General features: G+C 65.1%; 20 protein-coding genes and 1 tRNA gene. 14 read left to right on the forward strand and 7 right to left on the reverse strand.

Features of this window, described 5'->3' with window-relative positions; translation table 11 throughout:
• Positions 1-530: 530 nt before the first annotated feature.
• Entirely contained in the window at positions 531-1,589 is a 1,059-nt protein-coding gene (locus QA639_RS01465; protein ID WP_283089029.1) for a polysaccharide deacetylase family protein, read from the reverse strand.
• A 313-nt stretch (positions 1,590-1,902) separates the two neighbouring features.
• On the opposite strand from QA639_RS01465, the gene QA639_RS01470 reads away from it, so the two are divergent.
• Complete coding sequence (locus tag QA639_RS01470; protein ID WP_016842076.1) at positions 1,903-2,118, forward strand: cysteine rich repeat-containing protein; 216 nt, start codon at positions 1,903-1,905, stop codon at positions 2,116-2,118.
• A gap of 91 nt (positions 2,119-2,209) precedes the next feature.
• Here QA639_RS01470 and QA639_RS01475 read toward each other — a convergent pair whose 3' ends face one another.
• The gene (locus QA639_RS01475; RefSeq protein WP_028337390.1) at positions 2,210-3,889 is read right to left on the reverse strand and encodes an MFS transporter; all 1,680 of its coding nucleotides are present in this window, start codon (positions 3,887-3,889) and stop codon (positions 2,210-2,212) included.
• A 185-nt stretch (positions 3,890-4,074) separates the two neighbouring features.
• Between QA639_RS01475 and QA639_RS01480 the strand changes: the two genes are divergently transcribed.
• From QA639_RS01480 to QA639_RS01510, 7 genes are all read left to right on the forward strand, one after another.
• Positions 4,075-5,439: a hydrolase gene (locus QA639_RS01480; RefSeq protein WP_283089030.1), complete on the forward strand. Its 1,365-nt coding sequence runs from the start codon at positions 4,075-4,077 to the stop codon at positions 5,437-5,439.
• An 83-nt stretch (positions 5,440-5,522) separates the two neighbouring features.
• A complete protein-coding gene (locus QA639_RS01485) occupies positions 5,523-6,908 on the forward strand; it encodes a cytochrome P450 (RefSeq protein WP_283089031.1) in 1,386 nt (461 codons plus the stop codon).
• 41 nt (positions 6,909-6,949) lie between these two features.
• A complete protein-coding gene (locus QA639_RS01490) occupies positions 6,950-8,359 on the forward strand; it encodes an adenylate/guanylate cyclase domain-containing protein (protein ID WP_283089032.1) in 1,410 nt (469 codons plus the stop codon).
• A gap of 174 nt (positions 8,360-8,533) precedes the next feature.
• Entirely contained in the window at positions 8,534-9,037 is a 504-nt protein-coding gene (locus tag QA639_RS01495; RefSeq protein ID WP_016847256.1) for a tellurite resistance TerB family protein, read from the forward strand.
• A gap of 226 nt (positions 9,038-9,263) precedes the next feature.
• On the forward strand, positions 9,264-10,043 hold the full coding sequence (locus QA639_RS01500; protein WP_283089033.1) for an SDR family NAD(P)-dependent oxidoreductase: 780 nt from the start codon (positions 9,264-9,266) through the stop codon (positions 10,041-10,043).
• A 144-nt stretch (positions 10,044-10,187) separates the two neighbouring features.
• On the forward strand, positions 10,188-11,015 hold the full coding sequence (locus QA639_RS01505; protein WP_283089034.1) for a glutamine amidotransferase: 828 nt from the start codon (positions 10,188-10,190) through the stop codon (positions 11,013-11,015).
• A 116-nt stretch (positions 11,016-11,131) separates the two neighbouring features.
• Positions 11,132-11,941: an enoyl-CoA hydratase gene (locus QA639_RS01510; RefSeq protein WP_016847253.1), complete on the forward strand. Its 810-nt coding sequence runs from the start codon at positions 11,132-11,134 to the stop codon at positions 11,939-11,941.
• Between the two features lie 112 nt (positions 11,942-12,053).
• Here the strand turns inward: QA639_RS01510 and QA639_RS01515 are convergent.
• Positions 12,054-12,129: transfer RNA gene (locus QA639_RS01515), tRNA-Ala, on the reverse strand.
• A 297-nt stretch (positions 12,130-12,426) separates the two neighbouring features.
• Here QA639_RS01515 and QA639_RS01520 point away from each other — a divergent pair.
• From QA639_RS01520 to folD, 3 genes are read left to right on the forward strand one after another with little or no spacing between them, the layout of a single operon-like run.
• Entirely contained in the window at positions 12,427-12,717 is a 291-nt protein-coding gene (locus tag QA639_RS01520; protein ID WP_016847252.1) for a YggT family protein, read from the forward strand.
• Positions 12,718-12,738: 21 nt separating this feature from the next.
• The gene (locus tag QA639_RS01525; protein WP_016847251.1) at positions 12,739-13,074 is read left to right on the forward strand and encodes a DUF167 domain-containing protein; all 336 of its coding nucleotides are present in this window, start codon (positions 12,739-12,741) and stop codon (positions 13,072-13,074) included.
• A gap of 1 nt (position 13,075) precedes the next feature.
• Positions 13,076-13,960: a bifunctional methylenetetrahydrofolate dehydrogenase/methenyltetrahydrofolate cyclohydrolase FolD gene (gene folD, locus QA639_RS01530; protein ID WP_283089035.1), complete on the forward strand. Its 885-nt coding sequence runs from the start codon at positions 13,076-13,078 to the stop codon at positions 13,958-13,960.
• Between the two features lie 160 nt (positions 13,961-14,120).
• On the opposite strand, the gene ppa is transcribed toward folD, so the two are convergent.
• Positions 14,121-14,651, reverse strand: coding sequence for an inorganic diphosphatase (gene ppa / locus QA639_RS01535; protein WP_028337382.1), 531 nt, complete (start codon positions 14,649-14,651; stop codon positions 14,121-14,123).
• Positions 14,652-14,816: 165 nt separating this feature from the next.
• Positions 14,817-15,326, reverse strand: coding sequence for a GNAT family N-acetyltransferase (locus QA639_RS01540; protein ID WP_016847248.1), 510 nt, complete (start codon positions 15,324-15,326; stop codon positions 14,817-14,819).
• A gap of 361 nt (positions 15,327-15,687) precedes the next feature.
• Here QA639_RS01540 and QA639_RS01545 point away from each other — a divergent pair, with 361 nt between their 5' ends.
• The 3 genes from QA639_RS01545 to QA639_RS01555 are packed head-to-tail and all read left to right on the forward strand — an operon-like array spanning position 15,688 to position 17,905.
• Positions 15,688-16,155 carry a DUF2269 family protein gene (locus QA639_RS01545; RefSeq protein ID WP_283089036.1) on the forward strand — a complete coding sequence of 156 codons (468 nt, stop codon included), beginning with the start codon at positions 15,688-15,690 and terminating at the stop codon, positions 16,153-16,155.
• A 17-nt stretch (positions 16,156-16,172) separates the two neighbouring features.
• On the forward strand, positions 16,173-17,501 hold the full coding sequence (locus tag QA639_RS01550; RefSeq protein ID WP_283089037.1) for an SDR family oxidoreductase: 1,329 nt from the start codon (positions 16,173-16,175) through the stop codon (positions 17,499-17,501).
• Positions 17,498-17,905 (forward strand): thiol-disulfide oxidoreductase DCC family protein, encoded by a 408-nt coding sequence (locus QA639_RS01555; RefSeq protein WP_283089038.1) that lies wholly within the window; start codon positions 17,498-17,500, stop codon positions 17,903-17,905. Before QA639_RS01550 ends, QA639_RS01555 begins: the two co-directional genes overlap by 4 nt.
• A 6-nt stretch (positions 17,906-17,911) precedes the next feature.
• On the opposite strand, the gene QA639_RS01560 is transcribed toward QA639_RS01555, so the two are convergent.
• Entirely contained in the window at positions 17,912-18,751 is an 840-nt protein-coding gene (locus QA639_RS01560) for a protein NO VEIN domain-containing protein (RefSeq protein WP_157348417.1), read from the reverse strand.
• Between the two features lie 42 nt (positions 18,752-18,793).
• A complete protein-coding gene (locus QA639_RS01565; RefSeq protein WP_283089039.1) occupies positions 18,794-20,044 on the reverse strand; it encodes a flavin monoamine oxidase family protein in 1,251 nt (416 codons plus the stop codon).
• Positions 20,045-20,130 lie beyond the last annotated feature (86 nt).

Genomic DNA, 20,130 nt, shown 5'->3' on the forward strand with positions numbered 1-20,130 from the left:
TATCCGATCGCATCGCGTTTCCGAGATGGTTGGAGGTTTCATGCGTAAGACGGGACGATTCATCTCGACCGATCCGAACGCCCGCTACGCCCGCGCCGGGGAGAGAGGGAGGATGCGCCTGGCCGGCACAATCGAGCGACCGGTCAACGTCCCGATGCTCCGGATCCGAACCACGACTGGAAACAAGCCGGTAGATGCTGCGTCGGGGGCTCAAGCCTTCGCCGTCTTGCAAAAGGAGGGCTCCAGAGGGCTATTGAGTAGAGATAGTTCTCATCTTCACCCGGTGCGGCGCACCAGACCTCAAACGGTCAGCCTGGAGACGGCATCCGCCGGCTCCTTTGCATGGGGTTGTTTTCGATATTTTGGCGGCAGCGGCAGCCACCGGGCGCGATGGTGCCACTCTCGAAGGCGCACAGGCGTTCAACGTCGTCCGGCCGTGTCGGACCAGCACAAGGTGGTTGCGATCAGAAAGCGAAAGCGCCCCTGGATCCGATCCAGGGGCGCTTTGCGTTGAGAGTGCGTTCGCTGCGTTACTCGGCGACCGTCTGCACGACGTTGCCGATCGGCCGGCCCGTTGCGATCGGCTTCTCGGTCTTCGCCATCATCGCGTCGTATTCGGGCAGCGTCTCGAACTGGGTCTTGGCCTTCATCCAGACCACCTTGTAGCCGCCGGCCTTCAGCTTGCGGAGCAGCGTCGGCAGCGCCTGCGCGGTGTGCTTCTGGAGGTCGTGCATTAGGATGATGCCCTTGTGCTCCTTGTCGAGCTTGGTCATCACATTGTTGATCACCTCGTCCGCGCTCTTGGACTTGAAGTCGTTGGAGTCGACGTCGACCGAGAACATCGCGATGTTGCGGGTGCCGAGATAGGCCGTCGTCGCCGGGGTGTGCGCCAGCGCCGGGAAGCGGAAGAACGGTGCCGGGTTGGCACCCAGGGCCAGCTTCACCGCGCTAAAACCCTTCTCGATCTCGTCCTTGGCCTGCTGCTCGGTCAGCTTCTTGCTGGCGAGATGCGCATGCGACCAGGTATGGGCGCCGATGGTGTGGCCGGCGGCGGCGACCTGGCGCAGGATGTCCGGGTGATAGGTGGTGTGCAGGCCGATCGGGAAGAACACCGCCTTGGTGCATTCATCGGCCAGCGCCTTGAGCACGGCCGGCGTGGTCGGCCACGGACCGTCGTCGAAGGTCAGCACGACCTCCTTGTCGGTCAGGAAGTCATACTGCTTGTACTGCAGGAAACCGAAGCCCGGCCCGCCATTGGTGTCGACCACGACGGTGCGGCTGATGCCGAGCGCATCGGGGTTGGCGCATTTGGGCGCGGCCGCGACGGGGGCCGGCATCGGAGCCGGAGCAGGAGTGGCGGCCGGTGCCGCGGCCTGGGTAGCATCGGCGCGCTTCGACAGCGCGGCGGTCGTCTCGACATCATCCTTGGCGGCCTGTTTTGCCGCCGCAGGCAGCGGATCGGCCTTGGCCGCAGCCGTGGTTTGCGGAGGAGCCGCGTCGGCACGCGGCGAGGAGGTCCAGAACCACACGCCGGCGATCACGATCGCCGTTACAACACTGGCCAGCATCAGGCCCAACGCACTACGCATCGCTACACACTCTCTCGGAACTTAAGGATACGCCACAGCCGTAACGAGCGATTAATGCCAACAAGGTCTTAACGCGATCCCAACAAGGCGCCGGAAGGACAAGAAAAAGCGGGTCTTACCCATGCGTGATGACCGTCACAGTCGGTTTCAAGCTTCTTCGCGGCATGGAAACGCTATAGAACCGGCGTCGCATTCCCTGGAGCCGTTTCCGCTGCGATGAAATCGGAACGCGGCTCCGGATTCCCTATTTGACGCGTTTTCTTCACGCGAACCGGCACCCCTTCGCGCGGAAACGCTAGAGAGGCTTTGAGAGATGACCCGATTTCTGTTTGCCGTCGTGCCGCTTGTTTTGTTGACGTCGGCCGCCTCGGCACAGCAACAGGGGCGCGATGCCTGCTCGCGCGATGCCTCGCGGTTCTGCCGCGCCCATCTCAGCGAGGGCGATCAGGTCGTGCTGGCGTGTCTGAAGGAGCATCGCAGCCGCCTCAGCAAGGCCTGCCAGCAGACGCTCGCCGATCACGGGCAGTGATTCCAACCGTCGTCATTCCGGGGCACGAAGTGAACCCGGAATTTCGAGATTCCGGGTTCATGCTTCGCATGCCCCGGAATGACGACACGGCCTACGTACTGCTCCCCGCCGCGGTCGCGACCACCGGGATCACCTCCTTGGCGGCGCGGTCCGGGGTCTCGTCCTTCCAGCGCACCGATCCGAACGGACGCTCCAGCATCCGGCGCACGCGGATCGGCTCGGCGCCGATGTGGAAGTCGGCCGCCTTCTGATGCAGTTCGCGCTCGATCTGCGTGGCGCGGTTGCGCTGGCGCAGGAAATCGAGCCAGGTCGGGCAGTGATAGCGCTCGGTCCACAATTCGGGATCGGCGATGTCGCGGGCGATCGACCAGCCATAGGCGCCGTTGCGCTGGCGGCTGAGCTGCACGTCCTGCATCACATTGTGGAAGGCACGGGCATTGTCCTGCGCCACCCGGTATTCGATCTCGACCACCAGCGGTCCGCTGCGCCCGCTCAGTTGCAGCCGCACCTCGGGATCGGCCAGCGCATCCGTCGCGTCCTCGTTGCGTGCGCCGATCGGCGGCATCCTGAGCCAGATGCCGAGCAGCGGCGACAACAGCATCAGACCAGCGGAGATCAGCAGCGCCATCTCGACGCCGCCCACGTCCGTGATGCGGCCCCAGCACCAGCTTCCGATCGCGATGCCGCCGGCGATCGCGGCCTGGAAGGCCGCCAGCGAACGGCCCGCGACCCAGCGCGGCGCGGAGAGCTGCACGCCGATATTGAACAGCGCGATCGCCAGCATCCACACCGCTCCGGCAACCACCAGCGCGGCGGCGGTGATCACCGGCTGCTTGCTCACGGCAACCGCGGCGATCGCCGCGCCCATCGTCAACGCACAGACCCGTATGGCGGCTTCGCCGCTGAGCCGGCTGCGAATCTCGCTGATGTTGAGCGCGCCGATCACCGCGCCCATGCCGAAGGCGCCGAGCATGATGCCGTAGGTCTGCGCGCCGCCGTGCAGGAGGTCGCGCGCCACCAGCGGCATCAGCGCCGAGACCGATCCGCCGATGATGCCGGTCACCATGGTGCGGGTCAGCACGATCTTGATCGACGGCGAATTGGTGATGTAGCGCACGCCGGAGACGATGGCGCGGTTCAGCCGCTCGCGCGGCAGCCGCGACGGCTCGCTGACGCGATTCCACAGGAACAGTACGACGAGCAGCGGCAGATACAGTACGGCATTGGCGGCGAAGGCGGCCACGGCGCCCGCGGACGCCACCACGATGCCGCCGATCGCCGGACCAAAGCTGCGCGCGATGTTGTAGCTGATACCGTTAAGCGCGACCGCGGCGGGCAGCGTCTCCGGCGGCACCTGCTCGCTGACCGAGGATTGCCAGGCCGGGCCGAACAGCGCCATGCCGCTGCCGACGACGAAGCACAGCGCGAGCAGGATGTTCGGCGTCACCAGATTGAGCCAGGCCAGCACGGTCAGGATGGTGGCGCCGGTCAGCGCAATCGCCAGCGACACCAGCGCGACGATGCGGCGGTCGTGCATGTCGGCGATGGCCCCGGCCGGCATCGAGATCAGCATCACCGGCAACATCAAGGCGGTCTGCACCAGCGCGACCTTGTCGGCCTCCGAGGTCATCTGCGTCATCGCCCAGGCCGCGCCGACGCCCTGGATCAAGATGCCGAGATTGGAGAGCAGGCTCGCGAGCCAGATTCGCCTGAAGATTGAATGCCGCAACGGTGCAGTGATACTGTCGGAGCGATCACGCGGTTCGGTCATATCCTGTTCCGGTTGGCCTGCTATGGCGTGTTGGACGATTCCGGCTGCACCAACTGATGCCCGCGAAACGCGTGTCCTGTCCAGCGATTACGGCATCCTTGGCGGCGATAGGACACAGCTAAAGCTCTGAAAGACCTCAGGAAGGCTTCGGAGTAGGCTTGGGGAAGGCTCGGGGAGGGGGACCAATGGCGCTGTCGCGGCGGAGAGTTTTGCAAGGGGCGGGCGCCCTGTCCCTGCTGGCCGGCCGCCTCGCCCCGGCCTTGGCGCAGTCTGCTCAGCCGGCGCTCGCCGGCGACACCCCGCCGATCCTGTTCGTGCATGGCAATGGCGATCATGCCGCGCTCTGGATGACGACGTTCTGGCGGATGGAATCGAACGGCGTGCCGCGCGAGCGCATGGCGGCGATCAACTTCACCGATCCGCTGGCGCGCAGTGACGACAAGATCGAGCAGGCGAGCCGCTCCTCGACCGAGGACCAGCGCCGCGAGCTCGCCGAGGCGATCAGGGAGCTGAAGCAGAAGACCGGCGCGCCGCGGGTCGCCCTGGTCGGCAGTTCGCGCGGCGGGAATGCGATCCGCAATTACATCAAGAATGGCGGCGGCGACATCAGCCACGCAGTGCTGTGCGGCACGCCCAATCACGGTGTGTATGCGTGGGATGACGGGCTCGGCAACGAGTTCAACGGGCGCGGTCCGTTCCTGCGCGGGCTGAACGATGGCGACAGCGAAGTGACCGCTGGCACCCTGTTCTTGACGCTGCGCAGCGACGGCCTCGACAAATATGCGCAAGCCGACGGCCGCTTCGTCGGCAAGCCGGGCACGCCGACCAACGTCACGACGGAAGGCCCGGCGCTGAAGGGCGCGACCAATCTGGTGCTCGGCGCGGTCGATCATCGCGAGACCGCCTTTCATCCGCGCGCCTTTCGCGAGATCTACAAATTCATCGCACGGCACGAGCCGTCGCGGATCGAGATCGTGCCGGAGACGGCGGTGAAGCTGAGCGGCCTCGTCACGGGCACGCCCGGCGGCGTGCCGACCAACCGGCCGGTGCCGGGGGCCACGGTTGACATCTATCGTGTCGCGGCGGAGACCGGCGAGCGCATCGGCGGCCCGCTGCACAGCTCGCAGACCGGCGCCGACGGTCGCTGGGGGCCGGCGCAGGTCGACCCGTCGTGGCCGCTCGAATTCGTGCTGACGGCGCCTGGTGCGGCGACGACGCATATCTATCGCTCGCCGTTTGTGCGCTCGTCCGAGATCGTGCATCTGCGCGCGGCGCGGCCGCTGGGGCCGGCCGATGCCGGCGCAGGCGCGGTCGTGCTGATGTCGCGGCCGCGCGGCTATTTCGGCCTGCCGCGCGATATCGTGCTGTTCGACGGCAAGGAGCCGGCCGATGTAAAATCCGGCGTGCCGACGGATTCGGTGACGACGCTGCGGCTGGCCGCGGCCGATGTCGGCCGTCCGGTCGCCGCGATCTTCAACGGGGAACGCATGATGATGCGGGCCTGGCCGGCATCGGAAAATCGGATTGCGGTCGCCGAGCTGACTTATTAGGTCTGGTGGAGGGTCCGCGCGCCGTCTTGGCGCCGGGATCGCATGGCCGGATCGGCCGTCGCGTGAGGCAGGAAGCGAGGACCATGAGCATAGCCGAAGTCTGCGATATCACGGTCACGCGACGTCCCCTGGTCCCGCCGGCCCCGCCGCGCGCGCCCGCCGACATGGGCGCGTTCCAGCGGATGCGGGTGATGCGCAACTCGCCGATCGAGACCTGGGGCCAGCGCGCCTATGAGGACGACATCGTCCAGGGCCGCTTCCTCAACCACTCGAGCTTCATCCTCAACACGCCGGATGCGATCCGCCACGTGCTGGTCGACAATTACGAGAACTACACCCGCACGCCGGCCGGCCTTCGCGTGCTGCGTCCGATGCTGGGTGAGGGGCTATTGATCGCCGAAGGGCGTGCGTGGAAACATCAGCGCCGCACGCTGGCGCCGGCGTTCACGCCGCGCGCCGTGACGACGCTGGTGCCTTACATGATTGCGGCGGTCGACGAGACCATCGCCAAGCTGAAGTCGGCGAGTGGCGGCCCGGTCGATCTGCGCGAGGCGATGCAGCGGATGACGCTGGAGATCGCCGGCCGCACCATGTTCTCGTTCGGCATGGATCGCCACGGCGCCGCGCTGCGCGACTTCGTGATGGAGTATGGCGACACGCTGGCGCGGCCGCACATGCTCGATCTGGTGCTGCCGTTGAACTGGCCGACGCCGCAGGATTTCCGCCGCGCCCGCTTCCGCAAGCGCTGGACCGCGTTCGTCGGCATGCTGATGGCCGAGCGACGTGCGGCCGGCAAGGATGACAACGCGCCGGCCCGCGACCTGTTCGACCTGATGGGCGCCGCGCGTGATCCTGAAACCGGCGAGGCCTTCACCGATGCCCAACTCGGTGACCAGGTCGCCACCATGATCCTGGCCGGCCACGAGACGACTGCGACCGCGCTGTTCTGGGCGCTCTATCTGTTGGCACTTGATCCCCTAACCCAGGAACAGCTGGCGGCAGAAGTCACGAGCGCGGCGACGTCTGGCGCGCTCGACATCGAGCGGCTGAAATTCACCCGCGCGGTGATCGACGAAACCATGCGGCTTTATCCGCCGGCGTTCCTGATTGCGCGTGCGGCGGGCGGTCCCGATACCATCGCGGGCCGTCCGGTCAGGAAGGGTGACGTAATCCTGATCGCGCCGTGGCTGTTGCACCGGCATGAGAAGCTGTGGCGCGATCCGAACGCGTTCGTGCCGTCGCGTTTCATGACGGGAACGCCGCCCGATCGGTTTGCCTATCTGCCGTTCGGGGTCGGCGCGCGGGTCTGCATCGGTGCGCATTTTGCGCTGGTCGAGGCGACGCTCGCGCTTGCGAAGATCATCGGCGCGTTCCGCGTCGCGCTGGCGGACAAGGATCCGGTGCTGCCGATCGGCGTGGTGACGACACAGCCGAACCGTTCTCCGGTGTTTACGATCAAGCCGCGTTGACCTTGCGCGGCGGTGTCCCAATGCTCATCTAGGGGCTCACCATGAGCGATACGCAGGCCCATTTCGCAGTCCTCAGGCAGACGACCGATCCGGCCGTCGTCGATGCCATGCAGCAGCTGATTGCGGACGGCCATGATAGGGATCTCAACCGCATCAATCTGCTGGATTTTTCGAGCCGCACCGGGCTCGACCAGGAGAAGGTGATCTCCGGTTTCCTGCATGCGTCGCGGCTCGGCCTGTTCGACATGAGCTGGAATGTGCTGTGCCCGGGCTGCGGCGGCGTGCTCGATGCGCATTCGACGCTGAAGTCGTTGCGTCATGACGACTACAATTGCGCGCTGTGCGCGGCTGGTTACGAGGCGTCCGTCGACGATCTGGTCGAGGTCGCCTTCACGGTCAGCCCGCGCGTACGCCGCATCGGCGCGCATGATCCGAACACGCTGCCGATCTGGGAATATGTCCGCCAGATGTTCTGGAGCTCTGGCATCGAGCTCAACGAAGATTCGCTGGAGCGCCTGCTCAAGGAGGTGACGCTGGAATCGCTGGAATTGCCCGCCGGCGAAAAGGCGCTGCTGTCGCTGCAATTGCCGAAGCAGTTCCTGATCGTGTTCGAGCCGGTGACGCACTCGGCGCATTTCTTCGACGTGCAGGGCGAGCCGACCACCGAGCGCCAGCAGTTCTCGATCGTGTTCAACAAGCTGCAGGCGCCGACCGGCACCACGGTGCTGCGGCCGGGGCCGCTGCGGCTGTCGCTGGACAACCAGACCGACACCCGCGTGCTGCCCGCTGTTTGGGTGGCGGCCGATGCGCTGCATGAGCTGCTCGGCAAGCGCAAGCCGATCCTCACCGCGAAGCGGATGCTGTCGAACCAGACCTTCCGTGATGTGTTCAAGGCCGACAACCTCACGGTCGACCAGCGGCTGAAGATCACCGCGCTCACCTTCCTGTTCACCGACCTCAAAGGCTCGACCGCGCTCTATGAACGGGTCGGAGATCTCGCCGCGTTCGATCTGGTGCGCGCGCATTTCCACGCGCTGCTCGAGATCATCGCTTCCGAGCACGGCGCCGTCGTGAAGACGATCGGCGATGCCGTGATGGCGACCTTCATCCGGCCAGAGCATGCATTGTCGGCGGGCCTGCGCATGCGGGCGGCGATGAAGCAGCTCAACACCGAGCGCGGCAAGGAGGATCTGGTCGTCAAGATCGGCATCCATGAGGGGCCGTGCCTTGCGGTGACGCTCAACGAGCGGCAGGATTATTTCGGCCAGACGGTGAATATCGCCGCCAGGGTGCAGAGCCTGTCGACGTCGCAGGAAATCCATTTGACCCAGCCGGTGATGGAATCGGCTGAGGTTGCGGGCATCCTCAATCGCGCCGCGATCAAGCCGATCCAGAAGGAAGCGGCACTGCGTGGCATTGCCGACAAGCTCGTGGTGTACGAGATACCGTAGTCATATTGCTGAAACGTAATGCTTGCCGAAACGTAATGTCGCAGCGGGAACCTGCGCGGATTGCACCGGTTCTGTTTCCACGCCATATAGATTTCAACGGAGCATGATCCGGACATGCGTGTAGCCGGAAAGATCACGCTCAAATCAGGCAGGCTTCATTCCACAGAGAGAACGATGCTCGACGGACTTCGCCAATTCATTGCCGATATCGTTTCCCCCGACGCCCAGGCTGACCGCACCTTCGATGACGGCGACTATCGCCTGGCGGCGACCGCGCTGCTGGTGCATGTCGTCTCGCTGGACGGCGAGCCGACGCCGGCCGAGACGCGCAAGCTGCACGGCCTGATCGAGAGCCGTTTCCAGCTCGACCGCGGCGCGGCCGACAAGTTGATCGCCTCTGCCATGCGTGTCGAGGGCGAGGCCGTCGATCTCTATCACTTTACCAGCGTCATCATGCGCTCGGTGAACGAGGAGGGACGGCTGCGCATCGTCGAGATGATGTGGGAGCTGGTCTATGCCGATGGTCAGGTCAGCGAGTTCGAGGACAATGTGGTCTGGCGCGCCGCCGATCTGCTCGGCATTTCCTCGCGCGACCGCATCGATCTCAAGCATCGGGTCGCCGAGAAGCAGGCGGCGCTGCCAAAGGGCCCCTGGGGCACCGCGGACGCCGCAATCTGACGCGACTGCCCGCGCCGGCCGACGCATCGTCACCGGTATCAGGGATGACGAAATTTTAATGTCCGCCGCGATTGTGGGCGATCCGACTGAAAATCTGGCGTTTCATCACAAAACCAGTGCCTCGCCGCTGTCCACAAGCTTACACACGGCTTGCGTCCCACCGCATGCCTATGCTCTCGTCGCCTTGTTGGGGACCTCACTAGAATTTGCAGTAAGAGTTTGAAACGTGACCGAGCGTGTGACGCTGATAACCGGGGCATCGGCGGGCATAGGCACCGAACTGGCGCGCGTGTTTGCATCGAATGGTCACCGTGTGGCGCTGGTGGCGCGGCGCGCCGACCGCCTGAATGCGCTCGCCGACGAGCTCGGGGCCAAGGGCGGCGCAGCGCCGATTGTGATCCCCTGTGATCTCCAGCACGCCGATGCGGGCGACCGGATCGCGCAGGCCCTGACCGACGCCGGGGTCGAGGTCGAATTTCTCGTCAATAATGCCGGCTTCGGCCTGTTCGGCCGCGCCATCGAGCGCGACCGTGCCGAGCAGCTCAACATCATCAACGTCAACATCCGCGCGCTGACCGATCTGACGCTGCGCTTTGCCGACCAGCTGATCCGCAACCGCGGCGGCATCCTCAATCTCGGCTCGATCGCCGGATTCCTGCCGGGCCCCGGCATGGCCGTGTACTACGCCAGCAAGGCCTATGTGCTGTCGTTTACCGAGGCGTTGCGCTGTGAGCTGGCGCCACAGGGCGTGCGTGTCACCGTGGTTTGCCCGGGCCCGGTACCGTCGGAGTTTCAGGATCGCGCCGGGTTTGCCCCTGGATTCGATTCCGCCATCCTCAACGTTTCGCCGGAAGAGGTGGCCCGCCAAGCCTATAGTGGGTTGATGGCCAACAAGCGCGCGGTGCTGCCTGGCGCCTTCATCAAGCTGGTGCCGTTCCTGCTCCGGCTGTTTCCGCGCTCCTTCATCCTGACGGCGGTCGGCGGATTTCAGCTCCGCAAGCGCTAGCTGACCCTGAAAAGCCCCACTCGTCGCCACTAAGACTGTTTGTGGCCCGCGATTTGCTTCGCCTGGGTGTGCGCAAACTCACACGATGTTAACGACCACTTAGCTATGATCGCGCCTTACGTGCCGAAACTTTAAGCAGAGGCAATGTCGTTCCGGACTGACCAGAGCCGTGTCGTGGTGCCCTTCGCCAGCCGAAGGCCGGCCGCGGTCACGCCCAGGGATCAGATCTTGGATCAGGTTTCGGCTCAGGTCTCGTTGCGGACGGTGCTGATCGTGCTGCATCAGGAGACATCGACTCCCGGCCGGATCGGCAACGCCCTGCGCGCGCTGGGCTACCGTCTCGACATCCGCCGCCCGCGCTTCGGCGACGCGCTGCCCGAAACGCTCGACGCGCATGCCGGCGCCGTGATCTTCGGCGGTCCGATGAGCGCCAATGATGGCGACGACTACGTGCGGCGCGAGATCGACTGGATCGCCGTTCCGCTGCGCGAGCGGCGCCCGTTCCTGGGCATCTGCCTCGGCGCGCAGATGCTGGCGCGGCAGCTCGGCGCCAAGGTCGCGCCGCATCCGCAAGGCCGTGTCGAGGTCGGTTATTATCCGGTCAGGCCGACCGAGGCGGGCCGCGCGCTCTGCCCCAACTGGCCGGCGCGGGTCTATCACTGGCACGGCGAGGGATTTCAATTGCCCGCCGGCGCCGACCTGCTCGCGGCGGGCGATGATTTCCCGGTGCAGGCGTTCCAGTTCGGCAACGCCTTCGGCCTGCAATTCCATCCCGACGTGACCTACGCGATGATGCATCGCTGGACCACGCGCGGTTGCGCACGGATGGATTCGCCGGGCGCACAACCGGGCCATCTGCACTTCGCCGAGCGTGCCGTCCACGATGCCGCCGAGCGCGCGTGGCTGAAGCATTTCATCGACGGCTGGATCTCGCGCGTGCCCCAGCGGCAGCTGCTGCAGGCCGCGGAATAGCCGCCACGCGGAATTTCGCGTCGGCTTTTCATTCTCGTGAATGTGTTACTGTCGGCCGCCGCGCGCAGGCCGCATCGCCGCGCGTATCAATAACAACAAGGCACAGGGAGATCGCCGTGAGCTACGAGCACATTCTCTATGAGGTCAGCGACCGGATCGCGACCATCACGCTCAATCGCCCCGATCGCATGAATGCGTGGACCGCGATCATGGAGCGCGACGTGCGCCACGCCATGGAGGCGGCGGCCAACGACGACAACGTTCGCGTCATCGTGCTGACCGGCGCGGGCCGCGGCTTCTGCGCCGGCGCCGACATGGACGCGCTGAAGGGGATCGATCCCAACGAGGTCAGGCGCGGCGAGAACATCCCGTTCGACATGAACCGTCGCGCCGACTGGCAGACGCGCTACGCCTACTACCCCGCGATCAGGAAGCCGGTCATCGCGATGCTCAACGGCGCCACCGCCGGCATCGGCCTGGTCCACGCGCTCTATTGCGATTTGCGCTTCGCCGCCGACACCGCGGTGTTCACCACCGCCTTCGCGCGGCGCGGCCTGATCGCCGAACACGGCATCAGCTGGATGCTGCCGCGGATCGTCGGCCATGCCAACGCGCTCGATCTGTTGATGTCGGCGCGGCGGGTGTCGGCTGGGGAGGCGCTGCGCATCGGTCTCGTCAACCGGCTTTCCTCGCCGGAGAAGCTGCGCGAGGAAACCTATGCCTACGCCCGCGACCTCGCCGATTTCGTCTCGCCGAGCGCGATCGCGGTGATCAAGCGCCAGGTCTATGACGTGCCGTTCCAGACGCTCGCCGAAGCCACCATCGATGCCAACCGCGAGATGCAGATCGCGCTGAAGGGCAATGATTTCAGGGAAGGCGTCGCGAGCTTCGTCGAGAAGCGGCCGCCAAGGTTTACGGGCACGTGAGGGGGGAGGGTGAGTAAAAGTCCGTCTTCGCCCTTTGGGCTTCGCCGGACACCACGCTTCGCCCTCGAGGCTCCTGCGCGGCTGCGCCACGCGTAGCCCGAAGGGCGAAGCGTGGTGGAGCCAGGCGGGATCGAACCGCCGACCTCGTCATTGCGAACGACGCGCTCTCCCAGCTGAGCTATGGCCCCATCGCGGCCGGGTGTTGCTGAGTATCCCGGCCGTCAGTCGGGCGCCATTTACAGTCCCGTCCAAGGTCAAGTCAAGAACGGTGAAAGCGCGGTTTTCGGCCCGTCCCACCGGGAACTTCCCTTGTTTGCGGGGGGGTGAACCGATATCTAGGGCGTGATCCCGACCCGGCGGACCGCCCGAGCGCCCAGTGCATAGCGGTTTTCCGAAACGATCCTGCTCAAACAAGAAGCGCGATGGCGGCTCAGTCCGGTCTCGTTGCGCTTCAATCGGTTGTCTTACCCGCGAGCCCCCCTCACATGCGCGCTGTTCTCGACATCGTCATCATCATCCTCGACCTCTATGTCTGGCTGCTGATCGCCTCCGCCATCCTGTCCTGGCTGGTCGCCTTCAATGTGGTCAACACGCGCAACCAGTTCGTTTCTGCGGTGGCCGAGTTCCTCTACCGGATCACCGAGCCGGTGCTGCGGCCGATCCGCAACGTGATGCCGAATCTGGGCGGACTCGATATCTCGCCGATCATCGTGATCCTGATCATCATGTTCATCCAGCGGGTGATCGCCTATTACATCTATCCCAACGTGATCTGACCCTTTCTCGACGGGGCCTTGATGGATCCGTGGCGCTATTCCACCGAGGGCATCAGCATCGCGTTGCGTGTGACGCCGCGCGGCGGCCGCGACGACATCGACGGGATCGAGACGCTGGCCAACGGCCGTTCGGTAGTGAAGGTGCGGGTGCGCGCCATCGCCGAGGGCGGCGAGGCCAACCGTGCGGTGACTGAGCTGCTGGCCAAGGCGCTCGGCGTGCCGAAAGCCAGGGTGAAGCTGTTGTCCGGCGCCACCTCGCGGCTCAAGCAGGTCGCGGTGGACGGCGATCCGAAAGGGCTCGGCGATACATTGAGGAAGCTGACTGCGGCCAAGCCGAACCAGCAGACAAGGGACTGACATGACTGCCCGCATCATCGACGGAAAAGCCATCGCCGCCGAGCTTCGCACCCGCGTCGCCGACGAGGTCGCCCGCGTCAAGCGCGACCACCAACTCACGCCGGGGCTCGCTGTCGTGCTGGTCGGCCATGATCCCGCGAGCGAGGTCTATGTCCGCAGCAAGCACACCCAGACCCAGGCCGCCGGCATGGCCTCGTTCGAGCACAAGCTGCCGGAGGATGTGTCGCAGGCCGATCTGCTGGCGCTGATCGCTCGGCTCAACCGCGATCCCATGGTGCATGGGATACTGGTGCAGCTGCCGTTGCCGAAGTCGCTGCACACCGAGACCATCATCAACGCGATCGATCCGGCCAAGGACGTCGATGGCCTGCACCCCAACAATGCCGGCCGGCTCGCCGGAGGCTTGGCCGCGCTGTCGCCCTGCACGCCGCTCGGCTGCATCATCCTGACCAAGAGCGTGCACGTCTCGCTCGAAGGCATGAACGCGATCGTGATCGGCCGCTCCAATCTGGTCGGCCGTCCGCTGGTGCAATTGCTGCTGAACGAGAACGCGACGGTGACGATCGCGCATTCGCGCTCGCGCGATCTGCCAAAGCTCTGCGCCCAGGCCGATCTGGTCTATGCCGCAGTCGGCCGGCCCGAGATGGTGCGGGGCGACTGGCTGAAGCCGGGCGCGACCGTGATCGATGTCGGCATCAACCGCATCCCGGTGCCCGGCGGCAAGCCGAAACTGGTCGGCGATGTCGCGTTCCAGGAAGCCCTCAATGTCGCCGGCGCAATCACGCCGGTGCCCGGCGGTGTCGGGCAGATGACGGTGGCGTGCCTCCTGGTCAACACGCTGCGCGCCGCCTGCGCGATTGCCGGCCTGCCGGCGCCGGCGGTGTAGCTCTTACCTCGCCCGCTTGCGGGGAGAGGTCGGATTGCATCGTCAGATGCAATCCGGGTGAGGGGGTACAAGTCTCTCGACGTTCGCAACTCGTGGAGGGAAACCCCTCACCCCAACCCTCTCCCCGCAAGAGCGGGGCGAGGGAGCCGAGGCAGCGTGCCTATTTCTTCTTCGCGCGCTCGATGCCTTCGAGGATCAGCCTGCGGGCTTCGTCGGCGTCGCCCCAGCGCAGCACCTTCACCCACTTGCCCTTCTCGAGGTCCTTGTAGTGCTCGAAGAAGTGCTGGATCTGCTGCAGCGTGATGTCGGGCAGGTCGCTGTAGTTCTGCACCTTGTCGTAGCGCTGGGTCAGCTTCGATGACGGCACCGCGATGATCTTCTCGTCGCCGCCGGCCTCGTCCTCCATCAGGAGCACGCCGACCACGCGGACGCTCATCACCGCGCCCGGCACGATCGCGCGGGTGTTGACGATCAGCACGTCGCACGGATCGCCGTCGCCGGACAGCGTGTGCGGGATGAAGCCGTAATTGCCGGGATAGCGCATCGGCGTGTAGAGGAAGCGGTCCACCACGAGCGTGCCGGCTTCCTTGTCCATTTCGTACTTGATTGGCTCGCCGCCGACGGCAACCTCGATGATGACGTTGACGTCGTGGGGCGGATTTTTTCCGATCGATATGGCGTCGATACGCATGGATTGCTCCGCGTGGCCTCTGGAAGTTGAGAACGATGTGATTTTTTGGTTGGCGCCGCCGGGCCGCGAAACGGCTCCCGGCCCGGCCTTGAAGCCGGGCTGGCCGACGCGTGCAGCGCTGGAGGCTGGTTTAGCCTTGCTGCAGCTGCGAGAGAAGCAGGATTTTCAGTTGGCCCAGGCGAAAGCGACCTTGTCGAGCGACTTGGGGCCAAACCGCTCCGAGGAACGCGCCACCATCCGGCCGCCCAGCGCACGGTAAAACTCGGTCGCCGGCTCGTTGTCGGAGAGTGCCCAGATCACCATGCTCTTGAGGCCGCTCTGCATCAGGTCGCGGCGCGCGGAGGCGAACAGGCGCCGGCCGAAGCCAAGCCCCTGGAATTCCGGCCGCAGATAGAGCTCGTAGATCTCGCCTTCGAAATGCAGGCTGCGGGCGCGGTTGCGACCGTAATTGGCGTAGCCTGCGATCCGGTCGCCGAACACCAGCACGCTGACGCGGCTGCCCTTGCGGATGGCGCTGTCCCACCACTGCGGGCCGCGGCGATTGATCAGCTTTTCGAGTTCGGCGCCGGGGATGATTCCCTGATACGCCGAGCGCCAGGCTTCGTCATGGGTAGACGCCACCGCCGCTGCGTCTGCAGCTTTGGCCGGCCGGACCTCGATTAGCGTTGTGCTCATGCCTCTAATCAAAGCAAGTCGGCGGGCCGCCTTCAAGGTCCATCGTTAATTATCGGTTAACCTGTGGATTTTTTGCATCAGTGTGATGAAAACTTGTACCGAAAGAGGACACTCGCCGGGCTCGAGCGACCGATCGCGGATCGGGCGCTGTGCAAAGCCCGGATCGCGGGCGCCGGATGACAATGCCGCAGTTCAGAAAAAGGCTGGCCGCAGCTGATTCGCGGCCGGAATTTTACGAGCGAATCCGGCCGCAGCGCGGGTGCGTTGATCCCTCGCCGCGGTGGATTTTCGCGCCCGACCGGCCTATGGCAGCGGCGGCATCTGTGCGCGCCGACGTTGGCCTGATCATGAGCGGACTGCGATGACGCTCTACTTTCTGATCAAATATCTTCACGTGCTCGGCGCCATCGTGATCCTCGGCACCGGGACCGGCATCGCCTTCTTCATGCTGATGGCACATCGCACGCAGGATGCGGCGTTCATCGCGCGCACGGCGGCGACCGTGGTGATCGCGGACATGATCTTCACGCTGAGCGCCGTGCTGCTGCAGCCGGTGAGCGGCGGACTGCTGATGCTGTTGTCGGCAACCAGCATCGCCGAGCGCTGGCTCGCGGTTTCGCTCGCGCTCTACGCGCTGGCCGGCCTGTTCTGGGTTCCCGTCGTCTTCATGCAGATGGAGATGCGCGACCTCGCGCAGGCGGCCGTCGAAAAAGGTCTTCCGCTGCCGCCGCGTTATTTTGCGCTGTTTCGCCGCTGGTTCCTGTTCGGTATTCCCGGTTTCGGTTCCGTGATGATCATCCTCTGGCTGATGATCGCGAAACCATTTTAGCGCATGATCCGACTTCCATGAGTGACGACGCATCACACAACATCCTCGTGTTCGGCGCGTCAGGCCTGATCGGGCGCGCCATCACCGACGATCTGAGGGCGCGCGGCTTTCACGTGATCGGGGTCGCGCGGCACTTCACGCCGGCGCAGAAAATGAGCGCGGCCGATCTTGAGCTGCCCATCATGTCGATGGATGCCGCGGCGCTGACGCAGCTGCTTCGCACGCATGAGGTCGACGTCGTCGTGAACTGCCTCGGCGTGCTGCAGGATGGTCCGGGCAGCGACACAAGCGCGGTGCATCGCGACCTCGTCGCGCGGCTGTTGCAGGCGATCGCTGACAGCCACCGCGCCATCCGTCTCGTCCACATCTCGATTCCCGGTACGGCCGATGCGGACCGCACCGCCTTCAGCGCCACCAAGCGCGAGGCCGAGCGGCTGATCGCAGCGTCCGGGATTCCCCATGCGATCCTGCGTCCGGGCTTCGTCATCGCGCCGTCGGCCTATGGCGGCAGCGCCATGCTGCGCGCGCTGGCGGCGCTGCCGGTCGACCTGCCGGCCGACGAGGCGGCGACGCCGTTCCAGCCGGTCGCAGTCGAGGATATCGCCGCCACCATCGCCTGGCTTGCGGCGCGCGATGTCGCCGATGAAGCGGTGCGATCGGTGACATGGGACCTGATGCAGGAGCAGCCGATTTCGCTCGGCGGCGTCATCGCCCAGTTCCGCCGGTCGTTCGGCACGGCAAAGCATGTCCGGATCGCGACGCCGCCGTTCCTGATCGATCTCGGCGCTCGCCTCGGCGATCTCGCGAGCCGGCTCGGCTGGCTGCCGCCGCTGCGCTCCACCGCGATCGCCGAGCTGCGCCGCGGCGTCACCGGCGATCCCGCAGGCTGGATGCAGGCGACCGGCATCGTGCCGAAGACGATTACTCAAGCGATTGGCGGGCGCCCCGCGACCATTCAGGACAAATGGTTCGCGCGGCTGTTCCTGATCAAAGCGCTGATCTTCGTAAGCCTCGTGCTGTTCTGGGTCGCATCCGGCTTCATCGCGCTGGTGATCTCCTATGACGCCGCCGCCGGCATCCTGAGCGCGCACCATTTCCCGCCCGCTTTGGTCGGGCCGGTGACAGTGCTGACCAGCCTGATGGACATGGGCATCGGGGTGCTGATCGCGATCCGCCGCACCGCGGCGTTCGGCCTGATCGCAGGCATCATCGCCTCGCTCGGCTACATGGTGGGATCGGCGATCCTGACGCCCGATCTCTGGATCGAGCCGCTCGGCGCGCTGGTGAAGACGGGACCTGCGATCGTGCTGATGCTGGTCGCGCTGCTGATCCTGGATAACCGATGAGCACTTGGCCCGACGACGACGTGATCCTCTATGACGGCGTCTGCATCTTCTGCTCGCGCTGGGTCCGCTTCGTCATCGCCCGCGACACGGCACGCCGCTTTCGCTTCACGCCGATCCAGTCCGGCTACGGCACGCGGCTGGCGAAGACCTCCGGCATCGATCCTGACGACCCCGACACCAACGCCGTCGTCCATGGCGGCATCGCCTACATGAAATCCGATGCGGCGCTGACGGTGCTGAGCCATCTGCCCGGCTGGCGCTGGACCCGCGCGCTGTTCGCGGTGCCGAAGCCGCTGCGCGATGCCGTCTACAGCCTCATCGCCCGCAACCGGTACAAGATCTTCGGGAAATACGAGACGTGCTTCGTGCCCGACGCGGATATGCGGGCGAGGGTGCTGGAGTAAATGCGTTCAATCGCAGCTATTGAACGAAGCCTCATACGACAGAGGTTCGAGCGAAACTAGTTTCTCCAGCGGAGGCACCAACTCGAACATTTTTGGGGCCTTCAAGAAGTCATACAAGCGGCAAATCCGAAACTCTTTCGGTCGTTCCCTTGAGAACGAAAGCTCGTTGCGGGTCATATAGAAAGGCGCGGTTTGCGAACCGACAGTGGTCTTTACCTCCAGAAACCTCTCCTTGCCTTGAGCATCGAACGACAAGACATCGTAGCCGGCACCATCGCCATCCTCCATCGAAACCCACCTCACCTTTTTAGCAAGGTCAGCTCGATCGAGCGCCCGGAGACGCTGTCGTTCAAAATGAAAGACAATTTGCTCGCCGTCATGCCCTAACTTGCGATTCAAAAAATCACGTTCGGCGGGATTGAACTTTCGGATAAGGCGTTGAGCCGCGTTAGGACGGGGCGCCTTTTTCGCGAGGTCAGGCGGCGGCTCCAGGAAGAGCTGTGGTCGCTCGCCGATCTCGTTCGCCAGCAGCAGCTCTGGATGAAGGGCGGCGGGATGATTGGTAATGTATCGTTCGACTGCGCCCACAATTGATTTCTGAAAATGAGCCCTGGGCTTGTATCCGTTAATCCAAGGGATTTCGAGCAGCTGAAGGACTGCCGAAATGTTATGGTGTTTGAATTCGATGGAGCTGTTGCTTCGGCCGATCTGACCCACCAACACCCGTCGGTGCTGGGTCTTGTCGTAAGGTGCACGACGCATTTCGTCGTTCAGCATCGAGAAGTAGTCGGCGACGATGAGGTCGAGCTCGTCGTCTGTCCAATCTTTTCGCTCCCCTGCTGCCATGCCCGAAAAATGAACTAATCCTCTATCTGCGTCCAGTCTTCGTCAGGTCTTCGAGCCAGCCGCACCCACCACTTCCCTCGCCGCCCGCTCCCCCGAATCCCGCGCGCCGTGCGCGGTCGAGAAAAACTCCGGCGAAGTCGCTTCGCCGGCGAAGAACAGCCGCCCATTGACCGGCGCGGCCAGCACGGCGCGCTTGTCCGCGTGGCCGGGCAGAGCGTGCGAGTAGGAGCCGCGGGCGAACGGGTCGTGGGCCCAGCGGGATTCGCTGAGCGGCTTCAGCTTGCGGCGGAAATCATTGCCGAGGAAGGAGACGATCTCGTCGATGCTGTGCGCGGCGATCGCGCCGTCGCCGGCATCTTCAAGCTGTCGTGCAAAACGGCCACCGAAGAAACCTTCGATGCAGGGCTGGCCGAACGGGCGGATGTGGTAGGTGCCCATCTCGGTGCGCATGGTGGCGCCGCGCAGATTGCCTTCCTTCGGCAGCGCCTCGGGCTCGGCGAGCGCCAGCGTCACCTTGTCGGCGAGGCCGAGCGGCAGGCCGCGCGCGGCGTCGAGCTTGTCGGGCAGCGCAGGCGAAAAGCGGATCGCCTGATCGGCGATCAGGTTGGTCGGCACGGTGACGATCACCTTGTCCGCCTCAAGCGCGCCGCGCGAGGTCTCGATGCGGATGCGCTTGCCGGAGTGATCGATCAGCCTGACCTCGCAGTTCAGCGCGACCGGCACCTGCGCGCCATAGGCCGCGACCAGCGTGCCATAGCCGCGCCGCACCCGCCAATTGATGTCGGTGTCTTCATAGGCGTCGACATCGAGGATCGAGACCTGGTCGAGCTCGCTGCCGTTCACATAGGTCGAGATCGCATCGATCATCGGGTTCCAGCGGTTGCCGGGCTCGAGGTACAGGCTGGCCGGGCTGTCCTTGCCCTGCTGCGCCGCCTGCTCGATGCGGTCGTAGAATTGGTCGAGTGCGTGCGTGAAGTCGTCGCGAGCGGCCTGCGGGAACGCCTCGCCGTAGGCGCGCTCGCGCCACGGCGGCAGGTCCTTGTTGAGCTCGAAGTTGAGTTGCCGGGCGATGCCGACAAAGCTGTTCTGGTCGGCCGAATGCAGCCAGCCGCAGCCGACGTCGAACACGACGTCAGGCGCGGCCTGGATCGTATGCGCGCGGCCGCCGAGGCGGTCGCGGGCCTCCAGCACGATGGTGGAGAGGCCGGAGTCCTTCAGCGCATTCGCGGCACCGAGGCCCGCGGCGCCGGCGCCGATGATGGCAACATCGATCGTCGAGGGAAGGGAACTCATAGCCCGGCTCTAGCACGTTCGGCGCCGGGCCTGAAGCCGCCACATGCATGACTGTCATCGCCGGCGAAGGCGGGCCGCGGCGTGCT

Source organism: Bradyrhizobium pachyrhizi (assembly GCF_029714545.1).
GTDB classification, from domain to species: Bacteria; Pseudomonadota; Alphaproteobacteria; order Rhizobiales; family Xanthobacteraceae; genus Bradyrhizobium; species Bradyrhizobium pachyrhizi.